This is a genomic window from Allocoleopsis franciscana PCC 7113, from assembly GCF_000317515.1.
GTDB classification, from domain to species: domain Bacteria; phylum Cyanobacteriota; class Cyanobacteriia; order Cyanobacteriales; family Coleofasciculaceae; genus Allocoleopsis; species Allocoleopsis franciscana.
The window spans coordinates 5,897,715-5,921,315 of the sequence record NC_019738.1; the positions used below are offsets into that span (position 1 = coordinate 5,897,715).

Annotated in this window: 10 protein-coding genes; 7 read left to right on the forward strand and 3 right to left on the reverse strand. The window is 47.0% G+C overall.

Annotated features, from left to right (window positions below; genetic code table 11):
* Positions 1-448 precede the first annotated feature (448 nt).
* Positions 449-3,091 (forward strand): PAS domain S-box protein, encoded by a 2,643-nt coding sequence (locus MIC7113_RS33800; protein ID WP_015184838.1) that lies wholly within the window; start codon positions 449-451, stop codon positions 3,089-3,091.
* Between the two features lie 49 nt (positions 3,092-3,140).
* On the opposite strand, the gene MIC7113_RS24250 is transcribed toward MIC7113_RS33800, so the two are convergent.
* The 3 genes from MIC7113_RS24250 to pyrG all read right to left on the reverse strand — a co-directional run bounded on the left by MIC7113_RS24250 (position 3,141) and on the right by pyrG (position 9,441).
* The gene (locus tag MIC7113_RS24250; RefSeq protein WP_015184839.1) at positions 3,141-6,932 is read right to left on the reverse strand and encodes a CHAT domain-containing protein; all 3,792 of its coding nucleotides are present in this window, start codon (positions 6,930-6,932) and stop codon (positions 3,141-3,143) included.
* A 351-nt stretch (positions 6,933-7,283) separates the two neighbouring features.
* Positions 7,284-7,703, reverse strand: a complete 420-nt coding sequence (locus MIC7113_RS24255; protein WP_015184840.1) for a hypothetical protein — start codon at positions 7,701-7,703, stop codon at positions 7,284-7,286.
* Positions 7,704-7,752: 49 nt separating this feature from the next.
* Complete coding sequence (pyrG, locus tag MIC7113_RS24260) at positions 7,753-9,441, reverse strand: glutamine hydrolyzing CTP synthase (protein ID WP_015184841.1); 1,689 nt, start codon at positions 9,439-9,441, stop codon at positions 7,753-7,755.
* Positions 9,442-9,721: 280 nt separating this feature from the next.
* Between pyrG and MIC7113_RS24265 the strand changes: the two genes are divergently transcribed.
* From MIC7113_RS24265 to hpsA, 6 genes are all read left to right on the forward strand, one after another.
* On the forward strand, positions 9,722-11,536 hold the full coding sequence (locus MIC7113_RS24265) for an asparagine synthase-related protein (protein ID WP_015184842.1): 1,815 nt from the start codon (positions 9,722-9,724) through the stop codon (positions 11,534-11,536).
* Positions 11,536-12,744 carry a hypothetical protein gene (locus MIC7113_RS24270; protein ID WP_015184843.1) on the forward strand — a complete coding sequence of 403 codons (1,209 nt, stop codon included), beginning with the start codon at positions 11,536-11,538 and terminating at the stop codon, positions 12,742-12,744. The genes MIC7113_RS24265 and MIC7113_RS24270 overlap by 1 nt, the downstream gene beginning before the upstream one ends.
* Before the next feature lie 139 nt (positions 12,745-12,883).
* Positions 12,884-14,287 carry a Rieske 2Fe-2S domain-containing protein gene (locus MIC7113_RS24275; protein ID WP_015184844.1) on the forward strand — a complete coding sequence of 468 codons (1,404 nt, stop codon included), beginning with the start codon at positions 12,884-12,886 and terminating at the stop codon, positions 14,285-14,287.
* Positions 14,288-14,620: 333 nt separating this feature from the next.
* Entirely contained in the window at positions 14,621-16,648 is a 2,028-nt protein-coding gene (gene htpG / locus MIC7113_RS24280; protein WP_015184845.1) for a molecular chaperone HtpG, read from the forward strand.
* A gap of 177 nt (positions 16,649-16,825) precedes the next feature.
* Positions 16,826-17,062: a 50S ribosomal protein L28 gene (rpmB, locus tag MIC7113_RS24285; protein WP_015184846.1), complete on the forward strand. Its 237-nt coding sequence runs from the start codon at positions 16,826-16,828 to the stop codon at positions 17,060-17,062.
* A gap of 652 nt (positions 17,063-17,714) precedes the next feature.
* Positions 17,715-23,582, forward strand: coding sequence for a hormogonium polysaccharide biosynthesis protein HpsA (hpsA, locus tag MIC7113_RS24295; RefSeq protein ID WP_015184848.1), 5,868 nt, complete (start codon positions 17,715-17,717; stop codon positions 23,580-23,582).
* Positions 23,583-23,601 lie beyond the last annotated feature (19 nt).

The following is a 23,601-nucleotide window of genomic DNA, read 5'->3' on the forward strand; positions in this document are numbered from 1 at the left end:
AGCTGGGAATTATAAAATTTTAAATCATTGTTTTTTTCAATCGAATATTGCAATCCTCTCAACTCCTGAACCAAACTCAGCAGATAGGAGGCTTTAGCCACTGGGAGCCGAAAAAACTTCACACATCATGAGGATTTACGTCTAAAGTAGTAGATATAGGTACACCAAAAAGGGTAAGGGAAAATTCTTCAGTGCTTTTGAGCAGACTGTGTTGTGAGTCCAAAGTATTTGAACTTAGAGCTGAACGAGTTACAGATGTAGAGGTACTCCCTTGCTTGAAACTGCCAAATTATTGATCGGTTAATACGAAAGCACCAGGCAACTTCAACGAAAATTCAGCCTCGCCCATCGCTAGCGATACTTAGCGACGATTGAGGCTAACAGTTATTGAGAATCGAGAATTGGTACTCGCTGTTGACATTAAGACAACAGTACAAATACGTTATTTATGCGAACAAGCGAACAGATCAAGGCAGAAATTGAGGAAAAGTTGGGATTTTTTCCACCCTTCTTTAGTCCGGCACTACAGACTCCACAGGTGCTAGAAAATCTATGGCATCAGACCATAAATGCCTATCTCAATAATCCACTGCCCGATCTATTTAAGGAGAGGCTATCTGCTTACCTCTCGCGCTTCTGTGTGGTTCCTTATTGCATGATTTGCCACAGTTGTTCATTGTATTTTTTGGGGGTGCAGGCACGGGAGGTGTTGGAACTCCTTGAATCGCCTCTCCCGACCCAAACTGATATTGATGAACACCTGAGTTTGCTAGCGACGCAGCTAAATGGTCTAACACTATGGCCAGAGTCGAACTCGCCACTCGAAAAAAGTTTATTATACTGCTCAATTTTTATCACCCTAGAAAGAGACGAAGCTCAACATTGCCGTAGGGAATTGCGGCGTCTGTTGGGTTGTGTAAACTACCAGTATTTAGTGACATTTATCGCTTACGTAAAAAGCTGTCATCTGTGGATGGAAGCCCATCCGGAGGTAAGTTATTTAGCTGACAATCGTGTGAGCGCTCATTTTGATACTTTGGTTAAAGAAGAGCCAGGTTTGGCTGACTTCTTCAAAAACTACTGGGAAAGAGCCAAACGAGAACAGCGCAGTTGGACGGAACAGTTGGCAGCAAACGCTCTGCGCCAGCGTCATGAACAGGAGTTGCAGAAGGCAGCCGTAGAGAATCTGCGACTTGCCCGTGCGATCGCATCCGTCTCCGATGGGGTTTTGATTACAGATCCAAAGCAACCCGACAACCCAATTATCTACTCAAACCCAGCGTTTTCCAAGATTACCGGCTATCAACCCGAAGAGATTTTTGGTCGCAACTGTCGCTTCTTGCAAGGTGCCGAGACTGACTCAGAAGCCCTCAGAACGATTCGTCATGCGATCACCCAACGACAAGAAGTGAAAGCGACACTGCTGAACTATCGCAAAAATGGTCAGTCCTTCTGGAATGAGTTGAAAATCTCGCCCGTCTTCTCAGAGCAAGGTGATTTACTTTACTTTATTGGCATTCAAACTGATATCACCGAACGCAAACAGGCTGAAGAGAAAATTCGTTTCCAAGCGGCTCTGCTCGATATCACAACCGACGCTATTCTGGTGCGAGATTTACAAGACCAAATCTTATTTTGGAACCAAGGAGCAAGTCGGTTATACGGCTGGCAGGCGGAGGAAGTTTTTGGCAAGAAAGCTCAACATCTGTTGAACGAAGAAAAAACACCTCAACTTGCAGCTATGCTTTCAACCGTTGCGATGAAAGGCAATTGGCAGAGTGAGTTGCATCAAGTTAATAAAGATGGCAAGAAAATTCTTGTCGAAAGTCGATGGACGCTGATGTACGATGAGGAGAATAAACCTCAAGCTTTTTTAGTTGTTAATACTGATATTACCGAAAAAAAACAACTCGAAGCACAGTTTTTTCGTACTCAACGATTAGATAGTATCGGTACACTGGCTAGCGGCATCGCCCATGACTTAAACAATGTGCTAGCACCCATTCTGATGTCGGCTCAACTGCTTTCACAGCCTCAACTTTCGGAGAAAAAAAAGCCAGATCTGCTAAAGACGATTGAAAGTAGTGCTAAACGTGGGGCGGCTTTGGTCAAACAAGTTTTATCATTTGCACGGGGTGTTGAGGGGCAGCGGACAACGATTCAAATGAAGCATTTAATTTCAGAGATTCGGCAAATTGTCAACAATACCTTTCCTAAATTTATTGAGACTCACACAGATATTTCCCAAGATTTGTGGATGGTTTCGGGAGATGCAACACAGCTACATCAGGTTTTAATCAATCTGTGTGTTAATGCTCGTGATGCGATGCCAAGAGGTGGCACTTTGAGTATCAGTGCTAGCAATATGGTCATCGATGAAAGCTATGCCCGAATGAATATTGATGCTCATGCGGGAGCTTATGTGGTGTTCACAGTTAAAGATACGGGAGTCGGTATGCCTCCTGAAGTTGTGGAGCGAATTTTTGAGCCATTCTTTACAACAAAAGAGCTAGGGAAAGGCACCGGATTAGGACTTTCAACGGTACTGACTATTGTGAAAAGCCATGGGGGTTTTTTGGAAGTGACAAGTACCTTAGACGAAGGAACACAAATTTCGGTCTACTTACCTGCAAGCGAGGCAACCAAAATTCCCAAAATTTTAGATAGTGAATTCTTTCAAGGGCAGGGTGAATTAATATTAGTGGTGGATGACGAAGCGGCGATTCGTGAAACGAGTAAAACTTCGTTAGAAACTTACAATTATCGGGTAATGACAGCCAATGATGGAATTGATGCGATCGCGTTATACGCCCAACACCAACAGGAAATAAGCTTAGTGTTGATTGATATGATGATGCCTTTGATGGATGGATCTACCACAATCCGCACCTTGAAAAAAATTAATCCCCATGTCAAGATTATTGCGGTTAGTGGCCTTATATCCAGCAATCGACTGACTCAATCCACGAACTATGGCGCTCAAGCCTTTTTGGCGAAACCCTACACCACAACTGACTTATTAAAAACAATCAACGAGGTTATTCCTAGTCTAGTCAGGTGCCAGATCACAGTTGAAGCTGAACAAAAATAAACCTCGGTTCTCTCACAACTCACAAGCCGTTGGAAGGTTACTCTTATCCCTATAGCGGTTGTCCTTCTTTGCGATTCGATTCCTCTCTCCACTCGCCCTGTAGGGTAAAAGCTGCCCAGTAATAGGGGGCTTGCCATTGCTTTTGTTCCCACATTTCTATCTGTGCCGCTCTCAAAGCGGCTGCTGGTTTCAGCCCATCTTGCAGCATTTTTTTGTAAAATTTCACCATCAGCTCCGATGTGGCTCGATCGCCCACACTCCACAAACTCACCACAACTCGCGGACTACCAGCATACATAAAGCCTCTTGTCAAGCCCACCAATCCCTCTCCCTTGACTTCCTTACCCAGTCCGGTTTCACAGGCACTCAGGACAACGAGTTCGGCTGGCAGGTTGAGGTTGAAGATATCGCGCAGTTGCAAAAAACCATTTTGCAGCGTCCCTTTTTCATCCACTAGCGACAGCACGACTCCTGATAATTCGGGTTGCGTACTATTGAGGATGCCATGAGTCGCCAAATGAACAATGCGATAGTTTTGGAGTTCAGGGTTGGTTGCGATCGCACGATTGGCAGCAAAATCAAATGCCTGCATTCGCTCCGTTGCAGGGACTAGCGCCAAAATCTGCTCAGCTTCTTTACGGGTAAAGGGTAAACGATTAAAGCTAATATTAGCCGTTGTAGCCGATAACTCCAAGGCTCGGCGGTTGATATTAATGTCTTCCGGTTGCGTACCGGAAGCTTGCCCTAAACTTGACTTCAGACGTGGATCGTTCTTACCAAAGACAGGATCGGCAAGAACTGCGATCGCTTTGGCAGCACTTTTGCGATCGCTTGTTTCCTTCCGCAACACGGCTAGTGTTGAGGCTGAGGGCAAGTTAATGATTTCGTGTTCTACCAACAGTGGCACCAAATCCTGACTTACTCCCCCCTGGCTTGCTCCCCCCTTAATAAGGGGGGTTGGGGGGGTAGGCAGTGCCGCGAACGGCAAATACTGCAACGCACCATCACTGACGACAAGTAAGCGCTTGTTTCTCAATTGTGTAGCCACAGGTGCGAGGAGCATCTGGCTCAACTTGGTAGCGACTTTGTTGGTATCGAGGGACGAACCTGGACGCCCTTCAACCCCAAGCCCTCTTTGCGTTCCCAGGCGATAGGCTTGGTTTTTCAGTAGCTGATAGAATTCCTTTGCAGCGTTTTCAATTTCCTCGCGTTTGGGCAATTCATAACTACTGATACTGGTTGTAGTGACTGCCCAGAGGTAGCTGCGCTCTTCCCCTAATGAGTATTCCAACAGCATCGTATCGTCATCGAGTACCTGTTGCTGAATTTCTGCCAGTGTCAGCGGTTGGGGTTGAGTCAGTGCCGCATAGCGCGGACTGGTGCGGCGGATTTGTTCTTGGACTTGCCGATACTCTGCCAGAAGTGCTGCTGTTTCTTTTTCTATCGCTTGTACCTGTGCATCGGTATATTGTCCGCTAAATAGCTCGATACGGCGTTTTTCAAGGGCATCGAGTTTTTGCTGCAAGGTGCGTTCTTGTTCCAGCAGCTTTGGCTCGACACCTTGGCGGATATTGGCGTTAGCTTCTGTGAGGAGTTCCAAAAGACTCCGGGCGCGGGCGCGTTCCGAGGCGTGCAGTGCTAGAGCATCGTACCCTTGAGATGGGTCTTTTTTGTGCAGTTGCATCAGCACGTCGATGTAGAATTGGTAATAATTCTGCACGGAGGCAAAGTAGGAAGTACGCAGTTCCTGGCTGGTGACTCTGGTGCGGATGTCCTCAACAATCTTGACCGCTTCTTCGATTTGGGTACGGGCTGCGTTGAGATTACCCCGATCGCGTTGTGTAATCGCAACGTTATAGAGTGTATCGGCTTCTCCCGTGCGATCGCCCAACTCCCGCCACAGTACTAGAGCGCGATCGTAGGTTGAGAGCGCTTTTTCATACTGCCTCAATGCATTGTAGACCTTACCCAGGTTGTGTACAGCATTGGCTTCTCCTCGGCGAAACCCCACCTTCTGGTACCCAATCACTGCCTGTTGAGTGGCTTCCCGTGCTTTATGATAAGCTCCCGATTTCAGATACACTCTACCGCTCATAGCTAAGGCAAGGGCTTCCCGATAGCTATCATGCTGTTGGCGCGACAGTGAGAGGGTTTGGTTAGCGGCATCAAGTGCCTTGGGATAATCATTTAATGATTCATAAGCTTTAACCATAGAGAGGAGTACACTGGCTTGCTGCCAGAAATTGTTATTGTTTCTTGCCAAAGCTAGCGCTTGGTTGTGATAGTCCAGCGACTTCTGATAATCTTTTGCTGCTTGGTAGACACTGCCAATATTGTCAAGAGTTGAAACTTGTCTAGGGCGATCGCCAATGCTTTTAAATATCTCTAACGCTTGGGTGTTTGTATCGATACTGAGTTGATAATCCCCTAATGACTTGTAGACTCCAGCGATGCTGTTGAGCGTGATGGCTTCTCCAGAGCGATCCTTCACCCGACGCTGGATGTCTAGGGCTTGGTTATAGGAATCCAAAGCCTTCTGCGGCTCACCCATAGAATGATAGATATCAGCGATGTTACCCCAGGTAAAAGCCTCTCCTTCGGGAGCGGAAATGGCACGCCACAGCACGAGCGCTTGATTCAAAACGCCGAGGGCATTCTGTATTTCTCCCAATTGATTGTAGACAGAGCCGATACCCAACAGAAGTGACGCTTCTCCATATTGGTTTCCCGCCTTTTGGTAAAGCGATCGCGCTTGGTTATACAATTCCAGCGCTTTAGAATAATCACCAAATCCCGATGAGGCGTAGGTGCCAGCGATACCTGTAAGAATCAGAGCTTGCTGAGAAAGGTTGAAGGTTAAAGCTGTTCCTGATAAATTTCCCTGTGCTGCTTGCCAGAGTTTTAGCGCTTGGTTATAGGAATCCAAAGCCTTCTGATACTCACCCAATGAGTAGTGAAGCGCACCAATTCTGGTGAGGATATCTGCTTGCCCTGAAAAATCCTGCCTTTGCTGTTGGATTTCCAGCGCTTGAGTATAAGCGGCAAGTGCCTTTTGCGATTCGCCCAAGTTGGCGTTGATCCGAGCAATAGCCTGGAGTGTTTGGGCTTGTACAGCGGTATCCTTCTCGGCACGTTGGATTTCCAGTGCTTGCTCATAGGCATCGAGTGCTTTTTGAGCTTCGCCTAAATTAAAGTAAGCATGACCGATGTTGCTTAGCGTCATCGCTTCACTAGCGGGTTTTTTCTCAGCCCGAAACAGCGACTCGGCTTGTTTGAAATATTCGATCGCTTTTTGATTTTCGCCCAAGCTGGAGTAAGCACTGCCGATAGAATCGAGCAGGTTAGCTTCCGCAAAGTTGGTGTTTGCGAGTGATTGCTTGTACGAGTCGAGCAGTTTCTGCTTGTCGTCCGAGTTGGTGCCAGTATTATCCGTAGAGACGCGAGCAATTACCTGCTGAAGGCGGTTTTTCAACTCGCGGCTGACAACTAGCCCCCCATTAAAATAGTCTAGTGCCTTTTGAGGCTCGTTCTGGGCATAGTAAATCGTGCCGATCACCAGAAGAGTCGTAGCTTCAAAACTTTTAGCTATATAGGGAGGAGCTTCATTAACAGCCAATTTCTGCCAGATAGAGAGTGCTTCTTGGTATTTAGCAAGTGCTTGTTGCCGAGATTCTGCTGTTCCTTGCTCCTGTAGTTGCTGTGCTTGCTCGAACAGTTGCTGTGCCTGTGCAAAGGCTTGTTGTTCATCAGTAGTATTGGTATTTGGCGAGGAAGTCGCTGGCTGCTGGGCAATGGAAACGCTTGTTGCCGTCGCCGTTGCCGCTACCGATGACAGCAACATAATGCTGAGCGGTATTCCCAGGAGCAATTTCCTTATACTCCGGCTGCCACCCATTTCTTGAATCACCCAACACCTCTTCTCTTGCAAACGTCAATTGCCATGAACCAGTAGTAATGTATCTCCCCAGCCTCTTACCCTTATGCAGCTACAGTCACTTTGTTTAAACTCTTGCAGCATTCCCGGTGAACCATAAGACTTACCCGGAAGTTAATGACGCCTTGATTCAATTAACGAGGGGACAAGCTCGACACCTATAAAATCGGTTGTAGGGGCGAAGCAAAAGGACGATTCTCTATTAGGTAATTCTCTATATCTTTGTTTCCTTTTGCTTCGCCCTCCCCCAATACTCTCCTAAGGCAGCACATGCCCCGTTTTTCGAGCAATAAAGTCTATCAGCTTTTGATAAGCATCTGGGTCTTTTTGCTCATTAATCACGATGGGAATAGAACTATCGGGCAACCAAAACGAGATCCGGCTAGCAGGGGTGTAACAAAAACTACCAATACGGTTGAGGTCGATTACATAATCATTTCGCTCGTAGCTCAAATGAATCCACGAACTCGAAAGGGAATGAGCAGATACCTGTTGAATGTAGTCCAGAACTTGTTGATAACCCTCTGGATTACTCTGCTGGTTGATGATAATCGGCACAGCACTATTGGGCAACCAGAAGGTTATCTTGCCATTGGGAGCACAGGCAAATGCACTGAGACCATCAAGATCGACAATGTATTCATTGCGCTCGTAATTCACTTTGATCCAGTACGCCACACAACCTCCTCTCTCAAAGGGCGAGTTCTGGCACTACACACGTTTGGGGTCAACTGGGTGTCACAGTAGACATGGGTTGGGATACCTCGGCGGGAGATGGCTCACTTGAGGTAACGCTGGGCGCGATGGGTGCTTCGCCATGGGCGGCGCGTCCAGAAGCTTGGATAAACCCTTGAAACAACGGATGAGGTGCACTCGGACGAGAGCTAAACTCTGGGTGAAATTGAGTGGCAATAAAGAAGGGATGTTGAGGAAGTTCAATCATTTCTACCAGACGACCATCTGGAGATGTGCCGCTAATCGCATAGCCTGTATCCAAAAACAGGTTGCGGTAGGCATTATTAAATTCATAACGGTGCCGATGGCGTTCGTAAATCACCTCTTCTTTGTACAACATGAACGCCAGGGTATTGGGAGTCAGACGGCAAGGATACAACCCTAATCGCATCGTGCCTCCCAAATCTACAACATCCTGTTGTTCCGGCAACAGATTAATCACTGGATTGCTGGCTTGAGGAGCAAATTCGGCACTATTGGCATCCTCTAGTTTGGCAACATTCTGTGCCCATTCGATCACAGCACACTGCATTCCCAAGCATAAGCCCAAGAAAGGAATCTTATTTTCACGGGCGTATTGAATCGCGGCAATCTTACCTTCAACACCCCGACAGCCAAAACCTCCTGGAACCAGAATGCCGTTCACACCTGCGAGGAAGTGCTCTGCACCATAAGCTTCAATGTCTTCTGAGTTCACCCAACGCACGTTGAGTTCACTTCCCATGGCGATCGCGGCGTGACGTAGCGCTTCCACGACGGAGAGATAGGCATCATTGAGCCGGATATACTTCCCAACTAGAGCAATTTCAATCTCGTGGGTGGGACAATATAAGCGCTCAATAATGGTCTGCCATTGGCTTAAGTCGGGTTCGCGCTGTTCTAGTTGCAAAAGTTCCAGCGCTTGATGGGCTAATCCTTCTCGCTCTAAATTGAGTGGTACTTCGTAGATACTGCTGGCATCCTGAGACGTAATCACTGACGCCACAGGGACATCACAAAATTCTGAGAGTTTCTCTTTTAACCCAGGCTGTAAGGGGCGATCGCATCGGCAAACCAACATATCTGGTTGAATACCAATCGAACGCAATTCCTTCACTGAGTGCTGAGTCGGCTTGGTTTTCATCTCACCCGCCGCCGGAATCCAGGGCAACAAAGTCACATGCATATACAGCACATTATTCCGCCCCACATCCTTGCGGAACTGACGAATTGCCTCTAAAAATGGCAGCGATTCAATATCGCCCACCGTCCCGCCAATTTCCGTAATCACCACATCCGGATTTGTATTTTTGGCGACTCGGTGGATGCGTTCTTTAATTTCATTGGTAATGTGGGGGATGACTTGCACGGTACCCCCCATATAATCCCCGCGACGCTCTTTATTAATCACCGCCTGATAAATTGAGCCGGTGGTGACGCTGTTGAGGCGCGACATCAAAGTATCCGTAAACCGTTCATAGTGCCCCAAGTCCAAATCCGTCTCCGCCCCATCTGCCGTCACAAACACCTCCCCGTGCTGGAAAGGACTCATGGTGCCCGGATCGACGTTAATATATGGGTCTAACTTGAGAATTGAGACAGAATAGTCACGAGATTTTAGCAGACGCCCTAAACTAGCCGCGACGATTCCCTTGCCGATGCTAGAGACGACGCCGCCAGTTACAAAGACAAACTTAGTCATAAAATTTTTAAGAACACAGACTTGTAGAGAATACCCCCGTCAATTGTGCCACACTCTTCAAAAGTTGTTGGCTGCTAGGGCAATGCTTAAAGCCCCATCAATGGAACAAACTTACTATATTAGCCCTTCCGGGCTGGAATGGGTAATTTAATCTCTTGCTGGCTAGCTCTGGCTCATAACCCTAAATATGAACTTCTCTCTCATTCTTTTCTCTGCGTGAACTCTGTGTTCTCTGTGGTTAATAAAACAAAACTCTAAATCCCATCAAATCACTATATCAATGGCTAATTTTATTCTGATTATCGATCCCGATCTAGAACGGCGATCGCATTTCGCTCAAACCATAGAACCTCTGTTACCTCCAGTTACAGGACTCATCACCAATTCCTGCACTACAGGAGATTTCTATGCGGGTTGGGCTGCTAGTCCTCATGCTCCCATTAGCTGGGATACTGACCATAATGGAGCTACCATTATTTGGGGAGACGCCATTAAGTCCGTCGAAGCCACCAGAATTGATAGCCGAGAATTGAGAACTCTCTGGAACGATTCTCTTAATACGAGTGTGCCTTGTTTTGATGGCTTTTATGCAGCCGTTGCCTATCGTCCCGATTTCGGTTTGACTGTAGGAGCCGACCTCCTGGGACTGTTCCCCGTATACTACTATACTTACCGCGACATTATCCTCGTCGGCTCAAGTCCAGAACTTTTCCAACACCATCCTCTATTTAAGAAAGCCTTTAATCCGGCTGGACTGGTTGGTATTTTGCTGACGAATGGACTCATTGATGGTCAAACTTTATGGCAAAATGTTCGACGCCTCAATGCGGGACATTCGCTAATCTGGCAACCGTCCGTAGCTCCGACTGAAGTCAAGCAGTATCAAATTCTCAGCTCGGCACCAGATGACTCTTACAAAAATCTTTCCTTCTCCGAGCATTTGAACATTGTAGAGCAAGTCCTCGACCAAGCTCTAAGAAGTCAAATACCCACCGGAGAACGATGTAGTTTGATGCTTTCCGGAGGGCTAGATTCTCGGATGATCGCAGGGTTCCTCCACCGACAAGGTGTGGAAACCGTAGCCTTAACCTTGGGGAAACCTTCTGATATAGAAATGCAGTGTGCGATTCCCGTTGCTCGTACCCTTGGATTAAAACATTACAAAATAGAGATTTCGCGCGATCGCTATCCTCTCTATGCCGATCCATTCATTAAATGGGAGCATTTAGCAAACGGTGGCAACGGACTTATGCGTTGGGGAATTCATCCTCATTTAACCAAGTTGGCTCCAAGAGTAGTATCAGGCTACCTGATAGATCGAATAATAGGAGGCAAATGGACTTACTCACTCCCAACCCAGGCTCTCTCATTCGACACGTATTTTAGTCAGATTAATTTATGGGGCTTTGCCCCTCAATTGCTAGAAACACTTCTACATAAAGATGTGTTTGGCGATTTGGTTCAAGATACCCTAGAGGTTATTCGGAAAATCTACAACAGCTATTCCGACCTTGACTTCAAACGTACTTTGTGCTTTGAACTTTACCATCGGCAACGGTTTCATATTGGTTCAATACCTTGGCAACTGTGTTTTGGAGCATGGCCTGTTCTGCCATTTCTCTCCAAGCAGCTACTAGAAACAACGGCGGCAATACCTGTAGAGTCGCTCATGCAGCGACGAATGCAAAAAGAACTCGTTTGTCAGCGATTTGGGCAACTCGCTGCCCTACCATTAGACCGCAACGACTACAACACAGAACCTCTAAAACCCCGCCAGCGTCGTCCTTCCATCGCTCGCCTCTATCGCTTACAACAACGATTGCAACAACGATGGAGACGGTTAGAGCAAAAACTAGGATACGAGCGACGCTACTACTACCGAATTTACGACATCAATCACCCTGGATGGCAAGCCGTGCGACAACAGGCAGAACCCTACCGTCCCCTAGTCCGGCATCTTTTTGACGAACAGGTTTTTGATTCCCTACTACCCCCTCCCGATGTTCCTGTACAGTTTCGGTATGATGCAATTACCGAAGCCTCTGGAATTAAAGCGTTGTTAGGATTCTTGCTCTGGTCAAAGGAACACCTGTAATGCAGCAAACTCATATCTGGTCAGAAGAAGCGGTTGAAGCCGATGGTTCCATAACTCTCAGCATCACGATTGAGTATCCTAACGAACAACCTCGCTCTCGTTTGTGGTATAAGATTCCTGCTGAGTTCGGTTCTCTGCTGACGGATAGTTCCGATCCGTTTGTAGTAGCGATGATTCTGCCAGCAATGTTTTACGCAGCGCCATTAATCGTTCATGGCAAAGTTTCACCCTCACTCCTCCAAAATTTAGAAGAGTTTCAAGCGGCTTGGGCTTGCTGGCGTCCGAACTTTTACAAACCCATTGAAATCTCTGCCGAAGTCGAGCAAGAAGCGCAAAAGCCTCCTTCAGAAATTGCTATTGCAGCCTTCTCTGGTGGGGTGGATAGTTGTTTTACAGCATTCCGTCATCATGCCAATCCCAGCCGGAGATTTCAGCGCAATTTACAAGCTGGTTTAATGGTTCACGGATTTGATATTCCTTTAGAAGAACAGCAGGCGTTTGACGGAGCAGCACAAAAATCAAGGGCAATTCTCAGTAGCTTGGGACTAAAATTAATCGCGATCGCTACAAATTACCGACAGATTGAACAAAAACTAAGATGGGAGGATGCTTACGGGCCGGCAGTTGCTTCAAGTTTAATGTTGTTCCAGAATACCTATAGTATCGGTCTGATTGCTAGCGCGTTTTCTTATCACAATTTACTTTTGCCTCGCGGTTCAAATCCAGTCACTGACACGCTCCTTTCCAATAAAGCGTTTCAACTTATTCATGATGGCGCTGGCTATACTCGCCTAGAAAAAATTCGAGAAATTGGCAATTGGAAAGAAGCAAGACAAAACTTAAGAGTTTGCTGGCAAGGTAGCCAAAAAGACCGCAATTGTGGGCAATGCGAGAAATGTATTCGGACAATTCTAGGCTTTCGAGTTTTGGGTCTGGGGTTACCGGCTTGTTTTGAGCAAGATGTAACCGATAGCCAAATTTCAGGAATCCAGGGATTATCCGAAATTCAGAGGTATGACCTCGAGCTTATCTTAAAAGCTGCAAAAGATTCGATTTCTGATTCCTGGGTAACCGCACTGAAAACATGCATCGTTGGCAACCGATCTGGAGGTATAAAACCCGATAAATGGGCGATTCTGAAACAAAGGTTACCGCCATCGCTGCTCAAGCCGTTAGGGACGTTGCGATCGCGCCTATTCTCTAAATAAGTTAAAAGTACTTGCCACGGATTGACAGTGGTGCTACTTGTGAAAGGAGACAAAGCTTAATCATGCATCAGGCGAATCGCACCAGTCAAACCAGTGCGAGCGCTACTTTCGCTTGCCATTCATCAGGGGGTACCAACTTATGACTACTGAGCTAAAAAATCCCGTTAATAACGACCTATTGGCAGAACTCAATAATAAGCATTATTTAATCGTCCATAACTTTACACAAAAGCAGTTTTATTATGACTCTATCAAACAGATGATTTTTGACGGAATTGAACAAATTGAAGGAGTTGAATGCCGCCGCTCTATTGAAAAACATGGCTTGGCTACCATGCACAAATATTTTCCTGTAGATAAAGTTTTCTACTTAGATATATTTATTAGAAAGCATATTCACCGATTGCAGATGGAGCTAGCTTACTCATTCTGCAAAAATGATTTGAAGGTATCTACTGAGTTTTTTATAGCGCCAGAGGCTTTAGTAGTTAAAATTTGTTATCCATTTGAGGTAGCTGTAAAATCAAAAGTTACTTACCAGCAATACGAACAATATCAAGCTCAACAATTAAAGTTATCAAAACCATTTAACCTTAAAGAATCTCTAAAAGCCGTTAAAGTCAAGACCAAAAATCTGCTCCAAAAACCTCAGACTCACGTTGGTTATCACGACCATTATCCCTATGCTGCTCATGCTTATGCTCCTCATTTAGATAGTTGGTATAGAGTTCCATTAAATGGGATAAATCTGTGGTGGGCGATTGCGGGTGTCCAAGAAGATAATAGTATGGTTTTTTATCCGGAAGCCTTTGGAAGGTATATTCAGTATCAGCGAGATATTGCTTATATTCCTCCCGGAAATACACTGCCTAAACCACATAAATTACAGCTTCAAGATGGGAGTATTTTTGTATTTAATTCCGATTTATTACATGGAAGTCACTTGAATATTTCAAACCTCACCAGAATTGCGCTCAGTCCCCGAGTAATTTTGCAAAAACCTACCTTTTATCCTGATTCTTCAAACCGAGAATATAGTGGCTGGCATTCCTCTAAAGATATTGGTAGAGGAGAGTTTGAAAAACTGATTAAGTTTCCTAAAAAGGAGAACTGGGGTACTCTCTATGAAGGTAGACAAAAGCCTTATGTAGAAAAACGGATATCCATTACACTAAACTCTAGCCTTTCTGAAGTAACACCGATCGCTTTGTGTCCTTCGGATACTCTTAGCGTTGGCGAAAAAATGCTAGTGAATTTCCGCCGAGAAAGTATTGTCATTCTCAGAACCATTGAAGGACTAAGAGCTGTGAGTGCGCTTTGCCCTCATCTCAAGGCTAACTTAATTGATGGGTTTCATGATGAACAGCATATTTATTGTCCGGGACATGCCGTTACCTTTTCTTTAACCGATGGTTCATCTAAGTGCAACTTACTCAAGGTACGGGTTTATAACGTGTATGATCACGATGGTCAAATCTTAATCGAGAAAGCCGTAAATCAATTGGATGCCCATCTCGACAAAAGCCATTGCACTGAACTCTAACTTGGAGAGTTAATAGGAAAATTTGGTGAACGACTCTTATCAATAAGCTTGCTGATATCGCTAGACGGCCTTACATCAGTCAAGAGCGAATAGAATAGACGCGATCGCACACTAGCGCAATGGAAGGTTCAAGCTGTACGTTGCTAAACAAACTCTCCTGTTCTTGACAAGGACTGAAGGCAGACAAGGCTTGGAAAACCAGCACAGGAACGCGAAATTCCCGGATCAGGTAGGGAAATCCGAATCACTCTTAGGGGGTAATCCGAGGAACAAAACCCCCTGCGATCGCACAAAATCACACTTGAAGACCTTTTAAATCACTAAACTACACCTATGACGATCCTAGAACAGGGCAATATCACTATTCATACAGAAAATATCTTTCCCATTATCAAGAAGTCGCTCTACACCGACCACGAAATCTTCTTGCGGGAACTGATCTCTAATTCCGTCGATGCCATCCAAAAGTTGAAAATGGTCTCCTACGCCGGCGAAGTTGACGGTGAGTTGGAAGAACCAGAAATTGTTATCACCATTGATAAAGACAACAAAACCCTATCCATCTCTGATAATGGGATTGGCATGACCGCCGATGAGGTGAAAAAATACATTAACCAAGTCGCCTTTTCCAGTGCCGAGGAATTTATCCAGAAATATCAAAAAGACGCTGATCAACAGATTATCGGTCACTTCGGTTTAGGCTTCTACTCCTCCTTCATGGTGGCGAAGAAGGTGGAAATTGATACCCTCTCCTATAGAGCAGGAGCGCAGGCGGTACACTGGTCTTGTGACGGTTCCCCAGCTTTTGAGTTAACCGATTCCACCCGTACCCAGCGCGGGACGACTGTAACTCTGACCCTGCAAGACGAGGAACAGGAATACATTGAAGCGATGCGGATTAAGCAGTTGGTGAAAGCCTACTGTGATTTTATGCCCGTGTCGATCAAGCTCGATGGCGAACAAATTAACAAGCAGCGGGCACTTTGGAAGGAATCACCGCAAAGCCTGACCACAGAAGATTATTTAGAGTTCTATCGTTATCTTTACCCTTTCCAAGAAGACCCGCTACTGTGGGTGCATCTGAACACAGACTATCCTTTCCTGCTTAACGGCATTCTCTACTTCCCCAAACTCAAGCCCGATGTGGATGTGACAAAGGGTAACATCAAGCTGTTCTGCAATCAGGTGTTTGTCAGTGACCACTGCGAAGAAGTCATTCCCAAATTTTTGATGCCGTTGCGGGGGGTGATTGATAGTCCGGATATTCCCTTAAACGTTTCCCGTAGCGCCCTGACTAATGATCGCACCGTGCGGCGCATTGCGGACTTCATTGCCAAAAAAGTCGGCGATCGCTTAAAGTCTCTCTACAATGAAGGGCGCGACGAATACATTCGCTGTTGGCAAGATGTCGGCACCTTCGTCAAATTTGGCTCTCTCAACGACGATAAGTTCAAGAAGCAAGTCGAAGACATCATTATTTATCGCACCACCCATGAGGCAGGGGAGCAAGGGAGCAAGGGAACAGGGGAGCAAGCCAGCAACCCAGAAACTCCGACCGTTGAGGTGCAATCCCAAGAAGGCGATGCTTGGCAAGAGGTCACTCCTAGCAATACAGAAGACAATCCCAAATCCAACACCCAAAAATCCACATCGAACTACACTACCCTCAAGGAGTATCTAGAGCGCAACAAGGAACACCACGAAAACCGTGTTTTCTACTGCAACGATGAAGCGTCCCAAGCCACTTATGTAGAATTACACAAAAATCAAGGTTTGGAAGTCCTGTTTATGGACTCCTTCATCGACCCTCACTTCATCAGCTTTTTAGAGCGCGAGTATTCGGATGTCAAGTTCTCGCGGGTAGACTCTGACTTAGATCAAACCCTGATTGATCAGGATAAAGAGAAAGAGATTGTTGACCCCAAAACTAACAAAACCCGCAGCGAAGTGATCAAAGAGCTGTTTGAGAAATCACTCAATAAGCCAAAAGTCAACATCAAAACTCAAGCACTGAAGTCTGATGACGCCCAAGGAACACCACCCGCAATGGTGTTGTTACCGGAGGCGATGCGGCGTCTGCGGGAGATGACAGCGCTGCTTCAGCAGCAAAATGCCGAGTTCCCCGAAGAGCATGTGTTAATCGTGAATACCTCTCACCCACTGATTGAGAATCTTTATGAGCTGAGTCAGGGAAGTATCGTTCAAAGTAGTGGTCAGTCGCCTTCCGGGGAGTTGGCGAATCTGATTTGTCAGCATGTCTATGACTTAGCCTTGATGGCTCAGAAAGGGTTCGATGCTGAAGGGATGAAGTCGTTTGTTGAGCGTTCTAACCAGGTACTTACCCGCTTGACGCAACGTTAAGCAGAGTGACAGTCCCCGTCAAATCCAAAGCGCAGAATCCTCTGACTTCTCCCCCCTTTTCAAGGGGGGTGAGGGGGGATCTCCCGTGTTGAACTTCATGCTTTTGAGCCGTATCGCCCCCTGTCCTCACTCCCTCAAAGATATGATGGATGACGGACTACTATCTGGAGATTAACTATGGGACGCAAATGTCAGCTGACTGGGAAAACGGCAAACAATGCTTTTGCCATCTCTCACTCTCACCGCCGTACCAAGAAGGTACAGGAAGCTAACTTACAGTGGAAGCGCATTTGGTGGCCCCAAGGTAACCGCTGGGTTAGACTACGGCTTTCGACTAAGGCAATCAAAACCTTAGACAAGCTAGGTTTGCAAGCAATGGCGAAGCAAGCTGGGATTGACCTGAATCGCTTGTAAGATGTTGTGATCGGCAAGCCTCGGCGGTCTTCGCAAGAGTGCGATCGCATGACCATCAATTTGTAGGGGCATGGCATACCGTGCCCCTACAGAATTTCCTGGGATCTGGAATTGGGTTTGATCAGCTAACGTGCATTGAAATTGCATCTTCTGAAAACAGGCTAAAAGCGCTCAATTCAGCTCCCCGACTCCCCAACTCCCCAGCTCCTCAGCTCCCCCGCTCCCCCCTTCTCCCACTTATTTTTCTTTGGGGTGATAAGTTTTTCCAAACAAGTGGGTAGGATAAGTCCAGTTAGCCTATCGCAAACTGGTCGTTAAGCTGTGTCCGATTCTATTACTACTTTTAAAATCATTTGTCAACCCTAAGCGGGTCTAAAAATATCCGCTTTTGGAGACATAGACCGATAGAGTATACCTGGCTCCAAATCATTTGGAGAAGGATTAATCACAAAAGGGAATCAGTCTTGCCGACTGAGTTTCTGATTTCTGCTTAATAACACAGCTAAGGATGGCGATCACCACAGTATATCGTTTAGCGATTACTGTAGGAAATAGGGGTGTGAGCCATTTGCCAACTCAGCGCCAATCAGCTTAACGCCAGGGTGCTGCTATTAAACTCCAGAACTATTCAACGCTTGACAGGAAAGTCACCATGTCAACTCGCAAAAAGCCAACAAATTTTGTCCAGCGTCTCCTGAAAAGGGTTTGGCGATCCTTTAATGTTCTCTTCAAGGCACTGCTCAATGGGGTTTTGCGGGGTTTAAGGGTAAACAAACGCCGCTCACGCCAAACTCAAGCGGGTTTTGTGCTACCTACGGTGGTGATGGTGGTGCTAGTGGTGGCGCTGCTCACGACGGCGATCGTGATTCGGTCATTTGATCGGGCTAAAAACGCCAGTAACTTCCGCGTGGATCAAGCGGTTCTGAATGCAGCAACACCTGCCATTGATAGAGCTAAGGCCAAAATAGAGCGCTTGTTATCACCGGATGAAAACCGACTGGCAGGAAGCCCTCCCGGCGAAGGAAAATCAATCGCCGATAATGGGACAATCTCTTATGTCCTAAGTCAACCTCAATATACATTTGGGGATGAGACGCAGCTCAAGCTGGTCTATAACAATCCAAATGCCGAGCCTCCAGATGATCCAGCCAAACAAACCCTAGAAACAGTTTGGAAGTTTCCGGTCGATACGGATAATAACGGAAAGTACGACACATTTACCCTGTACGGGATTTATTTCCGCAATCCCCCAGTCGAGACCAATGGTACTCCCAAAAGAGCACGCACCCCGGTAGAAGCGAGAGCACTCCCACAGGCGACTGGAACGGGTGGTACTTGCGCTGCCAATAGTGGGGGTGCAGCGAGTGGCACAAGTGGTTGGTATGACACTGATGGTCAGTTGAAAAAAGCCTTTTTTGTCTATGTTGCTAATGTGCCTATTGCTCAAGCCGACATTAATCTAATCCCGGCAGCAGGACAAACCAAGTATGAACCTTATAAAGGGAATAAAGGCTTCTCTGCCTTAGAAATGCAGGAAGACCAGGCGAGAATTTCCCTGGATAACAATGCGGTGTGGTACGACGATGACTTGGTGATATCCAACGTTCCAACCTTTAGGGTGAATGGTCGGATACATACCAACAGCAACTTGATGACAGTTAACCCATCGAATGCAATTATTTTCTACCAAGTCAGTGCTCTTGCCTCATGCTATTACACCAAAGAAAACGGTTTAATAACTGTAGGAGGTAACGTGCTTGCTGGCGATATCGCCAGTAGTACGAATAGTACTAATGAACAAGTTAACGTTCATCTGTATCAGGGGGAAGATGGTCCAAATCCCAATACAAATCCCGCCTTCATTGATGACTCACCTGCAAACGCAACTACTACCACGATTCCGAAAGAAGCAGCCTCTAATAGTGGAGCTTATGATAAGCGGTTAAATCTGTTAGTCCAAGGTGCGTTGTATTTGTACGACCAGAGCTACACAGAGGTAAATGACACCAATGTCAATGCTTTCGGTCGCTTCCCTCCTGAGGTGAGAAGCGATTTCAGTAGTAAATATGACACTACCAGTCCGGCATCCGGGAGAAGTATCTTAACTCAGGTTTTAACCTCCTACTTTGCGAAGCGTATTCGTCGAGTCTCCTATAAAGAAGTGCCGTTTGGAGGCAATCCCTACGTTCCGTTGGCGGCTACTACAAAACCTGCGGATGCTAACAGCTTTTTAACCAACCCGATAGACCCGCCAGTGCAGTGGATGTCTCAGATCCCTCCACTTCCACCTGACGCGAACGTGCCTCCGGTTCTTTCTAATTTACCGACAAGCAATCCCCAGGAAGAGGAGGAACAGGAAATAGGCGATCGCATCTCAGTGGGAAATGCACTACCCACGGAGTGGTTGAAGTCAGCGCCACCCACCGCCACCTATGCCAAGGAAGGAGAACCACAGGACATTACGGGCGCTACTGGACAGGGACCGACAAAGCGCGAGAGCCAAGTTCAACAGCTCGATGACTTAGGCGACACCTCTCGCGGCGGGTTCTGGGAAGAAGCCGCAGCCTACAGTGGTAACGCCGCGAAAAATTATCAAGAACTGGCTGGTGGCTTACGGATAGTCACAGGAGCTGGGATTTATATTGACGGCGAGGCGATGAGCAATGGGGTAGGGACTGGTAAGCGTGGGGTGAATTCCTTCTTGCCAGCACCACCCACAGTGGCTCAACTCAAACAGATAGCAGCAAGCGATACAAACGGTGTCAAGCTCCCACCGGAAATTCAGAACGCAACTGCTCCAACTAATTTAGTGGTATGGCCGGACACGATGCCCATGTTCAGGTGGGATAAACAGCCCACTAACAACACAGGTCTTTATGATTGGGCGGCCGGAGAAGTTAAACGAGGCGATCTGCAAATGAGAGCTACAGTGGTTTACCACCATGCCAAGCATCAAGGAACTGACCAAGAACCTATTGCTTGTGTCGCCACTTTTTACGACCCGACTAACGCGGACACCGCACAGAACGCGATTATATTCGGTGCCGACAAGCAATTGCCTGACCTAAAGACCACACAATATGGGACATCTGTCAATGGAATCACCTTTGACGCATCCACTCTAAAGGGCTTAAGAGCAGGATCGAATAATGATGTCCTCAAAAGACAGGCGAATATGATCTTCCCCAACGGGCGGTGGGTGAACAAACCGCTCAAAGATGCTCTGGAACACTTAGCCAGTGATGGCGTTAGCAAACTGTCTCTAGACGAAATTGCCTCGATTGATGCGGCAAACTGCGCTCTCCTCATTTTGTATACTCCGACCCCAGTCGCTAATTCTCTGGTACCGCTTGGTGCAATTCAAGAACGCACCTTCCTGGATGCCAGACAAATTAAAGCAATTCATAAACGGGATACCGATACAGCAGGACTAGCCCTCAAACGCTTGGCGGGTACTGATATTGACCGTCAAACCTTACTGGAAGACATTACCGACCCAGCCAAACTGAAGATTGCGGAACTCGGCTCATTGACCTCGGAATATTCACTTCCCATTGAGCAGCGTCAGCCATTGGAAGTTCGTGTAACGCAAATCGACTTGGATAAACTCAGAACCACCGTAGTAGCATCGGGCACAGGGACGGGGATTACCGACAATACAGAATATATGTTGCCCAACACTGGCATTATCTACGCGACGCGGGATGATGCCTTGCTGGATGTTAGTGACCCTGAGGGAGGTTCAGCCACAGACTTTAAGCTAGACCCAACTCGTCGCCCCAATGGTATCCGACTCGTCAATGGTCAAACACTATCGCGGGGTACTACCAATGTAAACCGATTGGCAGAAAAGGGCTTGATTCTGGCTTCAGACTTGCCAGTTTATATCAAAGGGTCTTTCAATCTCCACGCCGCTCCAGGAACTGTATCGGGAACCCCCACATTCAAGGAAGAGTTCACCGAGGAGTTGGCGACCAACTATTCCAATTTTTATACCCGAACTGGGCTAGACAACAGCTTTGCTTGTCGTGAAGGTTCTGGTTGTCTTGGTACTGGAGATCAGTGGCGACCGGCCAGAATTTTGGCTGATGCAGTCACTCTGTTGTCCGGTAATTTCCGGGATGGCTATCGGCAGGAAGGAGATTTCGACCTCAACAACAATATCGGCAACTTAGCTGTAGAAGAGCGTCTGAAGAATGGCTTCTGGTGGAACAATTTTGTGACCACTAATGCCTGGTATGGTGCAGATGGATTTCCTACAGATTTAGACCCAGCAACAGGAACTCAAAACCGCAGCTCCTATCTAACCAACGGTGTAACGCCCATCCAACGCCGGGTGAACTTCCCAGAGTACAAGATGGAAATTTGCCGGAAATTCCCTGTATCGGAATGTACACCGACCGATTGGGTACTAGAGGGTGCTGGAACAACAGCAACAGCACCATCACCACCAGGAACTACTCCCCCAACCACACCACCAATCGAGAAAGCTCGCTTTGTTGATGCTAGGGATAGTCTCTTTCCCCGTCGCGTTGCCTTTCAACGGCAGGGTGGATTGCTGCAACCAGACGCAAACGGTCAACCTATACCTTTGGGAGTAGACCCAGACGCTACTAACCTCACAGGAATCAAACCATATCCTTACGGCAGCGCTCCGCCTCCCGCTCAAAACAATGCACTTTGGTTTGCGACAACAGCAACTAATCTCATTACGAATAACAATACTGATCCCTCAAACGGTCTCAGTTACAACAACACCGATCAACTGTTCTACCGCAATCCTTACGAAGCAGAAACTGTATCCGAAAAGCAGCTCCTATTACCAGGACTAGACAAAGCATTTGAGTCTATAGTCCCAACGGGATTAAATGGTACACCGGGAGCGGGAACAGCAACGGAGGCATCGGATTATGCGGTATATACCGTAGACTTCCGTGACTCAACGGGAGCTACTTGTGTATTGTCACAAGCCTATGCTGCCTTAAATCTAGCGACGACTGCAAATAATCCCGCGACAGGTTTAACAGGCGCTCCCTGCACCACCCCAACAACGGCTGCGATTGGTCAATTATGGACAGGATTGCGTGCTCCGACTGCGAGTGCCCCAGGATTATCACTCAACTCTCCCCCTCTTACACTCTCGGACGTAAGAGCCACATCCAAAGCACCAGCCGATCAGATCAAGCTAACTCTCAAGGCACAGGCAAAAGTTAATGTTTACGACTTACCTCTCAATCCAGATACTAAAAACTCTGAATTATCTAACGTAGAAATTACGTTAGATCGGAATTACCAGACCGATGCACCGATCTTTGTTTTCCGCGCTCCGATTTACCAATGCACGACTCCGACAGACTACAGTAAATGTAATATCGACTTTCAGTACGCTGTCAAAATGAGGCTCAAGGGGGTCGATCCCAATAATGTTTTCTGGGCTACCGAGCAAGATCACATTGTCCGAATCTATGTCAACACCCCCAGCTCAGCTGACCCTAACAACCCTAATGTAGGCACCGAGCATGAGCTGACAGGTAACTTCATCGGGGGCGGAACAAAGGGGATTCTCGTATTTGACGGAGCTGTGCCACCAGAAGGCAGTAACCCACCGTTACCCGTAGCCCCAGTGATATATCCAACTACGTTGGCTAAACCAGTTATCTATGGAGGCCGAATCCTAGGATTTAATGGTACTTATCCAAATTTCCCATTTCCCCCAAATGCGATGACAGCGATGAGCGTGGTGGATCAACCGGCACTCATCCCTATCTTGCAGCTACACTCCGCACAGGGATTGCCGGCGGCAACGGTTACTGCCGCTCAGCCATTTGGTACCACAACAATCAACGCTAACCATTGGGTACAGCGCATACCGAGTACCACAGCTAAAAAAGACACGATTTATAATGCTGTCTTCATCATGGGTGACTCACCTTCTAGGCCATTTGACAATACGGCGAACCCTGGTGAGAGCGGTGGTGGATTAGGGAACTTCCCTCGCTTTCTGGAAGCTTGGGAAGATGCAGCAGCTCCAAACGCAACGAACGACGTGACGCCAAAAGGCATCAATGATATTAAGGGCAGCTTCATTCAGTTCAAAAAGAGCGCTTTTGCCACAGCTCCGTTTGAGGCGGTAGACGACCCGACAAAGGATAATTCCCTGTTCTTCGATGGTGCAAGTCCTGCTTACATGACAGGGTTCAATGAGGCGAACGGAAGACCTTATATATACAAAGGTGGTGCAGCTCGTCGTTTAGCCCCCTACTATCGACCCCCTCAGCGACAATGGGGTTATGATGTCGGACTTTTGACACAGACACCCGACTTGTTCTCCAGACGGTTTGCTAATCCAACAGCCGGTACTCCTAACCAATACTTCCGGCAAGTAAATCGCAATGACCCCTGGATTGAAACCTTATTGTGTGCCGCTCAGCCAGCAACGGGTGGAGCCGGATATGACTGGGCGATCGCAGATCCTAAACAACGTCCAAGCAACTGTCCAACTCTAGCTGACTTCAACTAACCGTCTCCATCTGCATCTG

Bases quoted from the DNA above. Each gene is read 5' to 3' on its own strand.
- MIC7113_RS24265 (WP_015184842.1), top strand. From the start codon at position 9,722: ATGGCTAATTTTATTCTGATTATCGATCCCGATCTAGAACGGCGATCG.
- MIC7113_RS33800 (WP_015184838.1), top strand. From the start codon at position 449: ATGCGAACAAGCGAACAGATCAAGGCAGAAATTGAGGAAAAGTTGGGA.
- rpmB (WP_015184846.1), top strand. From the start codon at position 16,826: ATGGGACGCAAATGTCAGCTGACTGGGAAAACGGCAAACAATGCTTTT.
- MIC7113_RS24270 (WP_015184843.1), top strand. From the start codon at position 11,536: ATGCAGCAAACTCATATCTGGTCAGAAGAAGCGGTTGAAGCCGATGGT.
- hpsA (WP_015184848.1), top strand. From the start codon at position 17,715: ATGTCAACTCGCAAAAAGCCAACAAATTTTGTCCAGCGTCTCCTGAAA.
- pyrG (WP_015184841.1), bottom strand. From the start codon at position 9,441: ATGACTAAGTTTGTCTTTGTAACTGGCGGCGTCGTCTCTAGCATCGGC.
- MIC7113_RS24250 (WP_015184839.1), bottom strand. From the start codon at position 6,932: ATGTTGCTGTCATCGGTAGCGGCAACGGCGACGGCAACAAGCGTTTCC.
- MIC7113_RS24275 (WP_015184844.1), top strand. From the start codon at position 12,884: ATGACTACTGAGCTAAAAAATCCCGTTAATAACGACCTATTGGCAGAA.
- htpG (WP_015184845.1), top strand. From the start codon at position 14,621: ATGACGATCCTAGAACAGGGCAATATCACTATTCATACAGAAAATATC.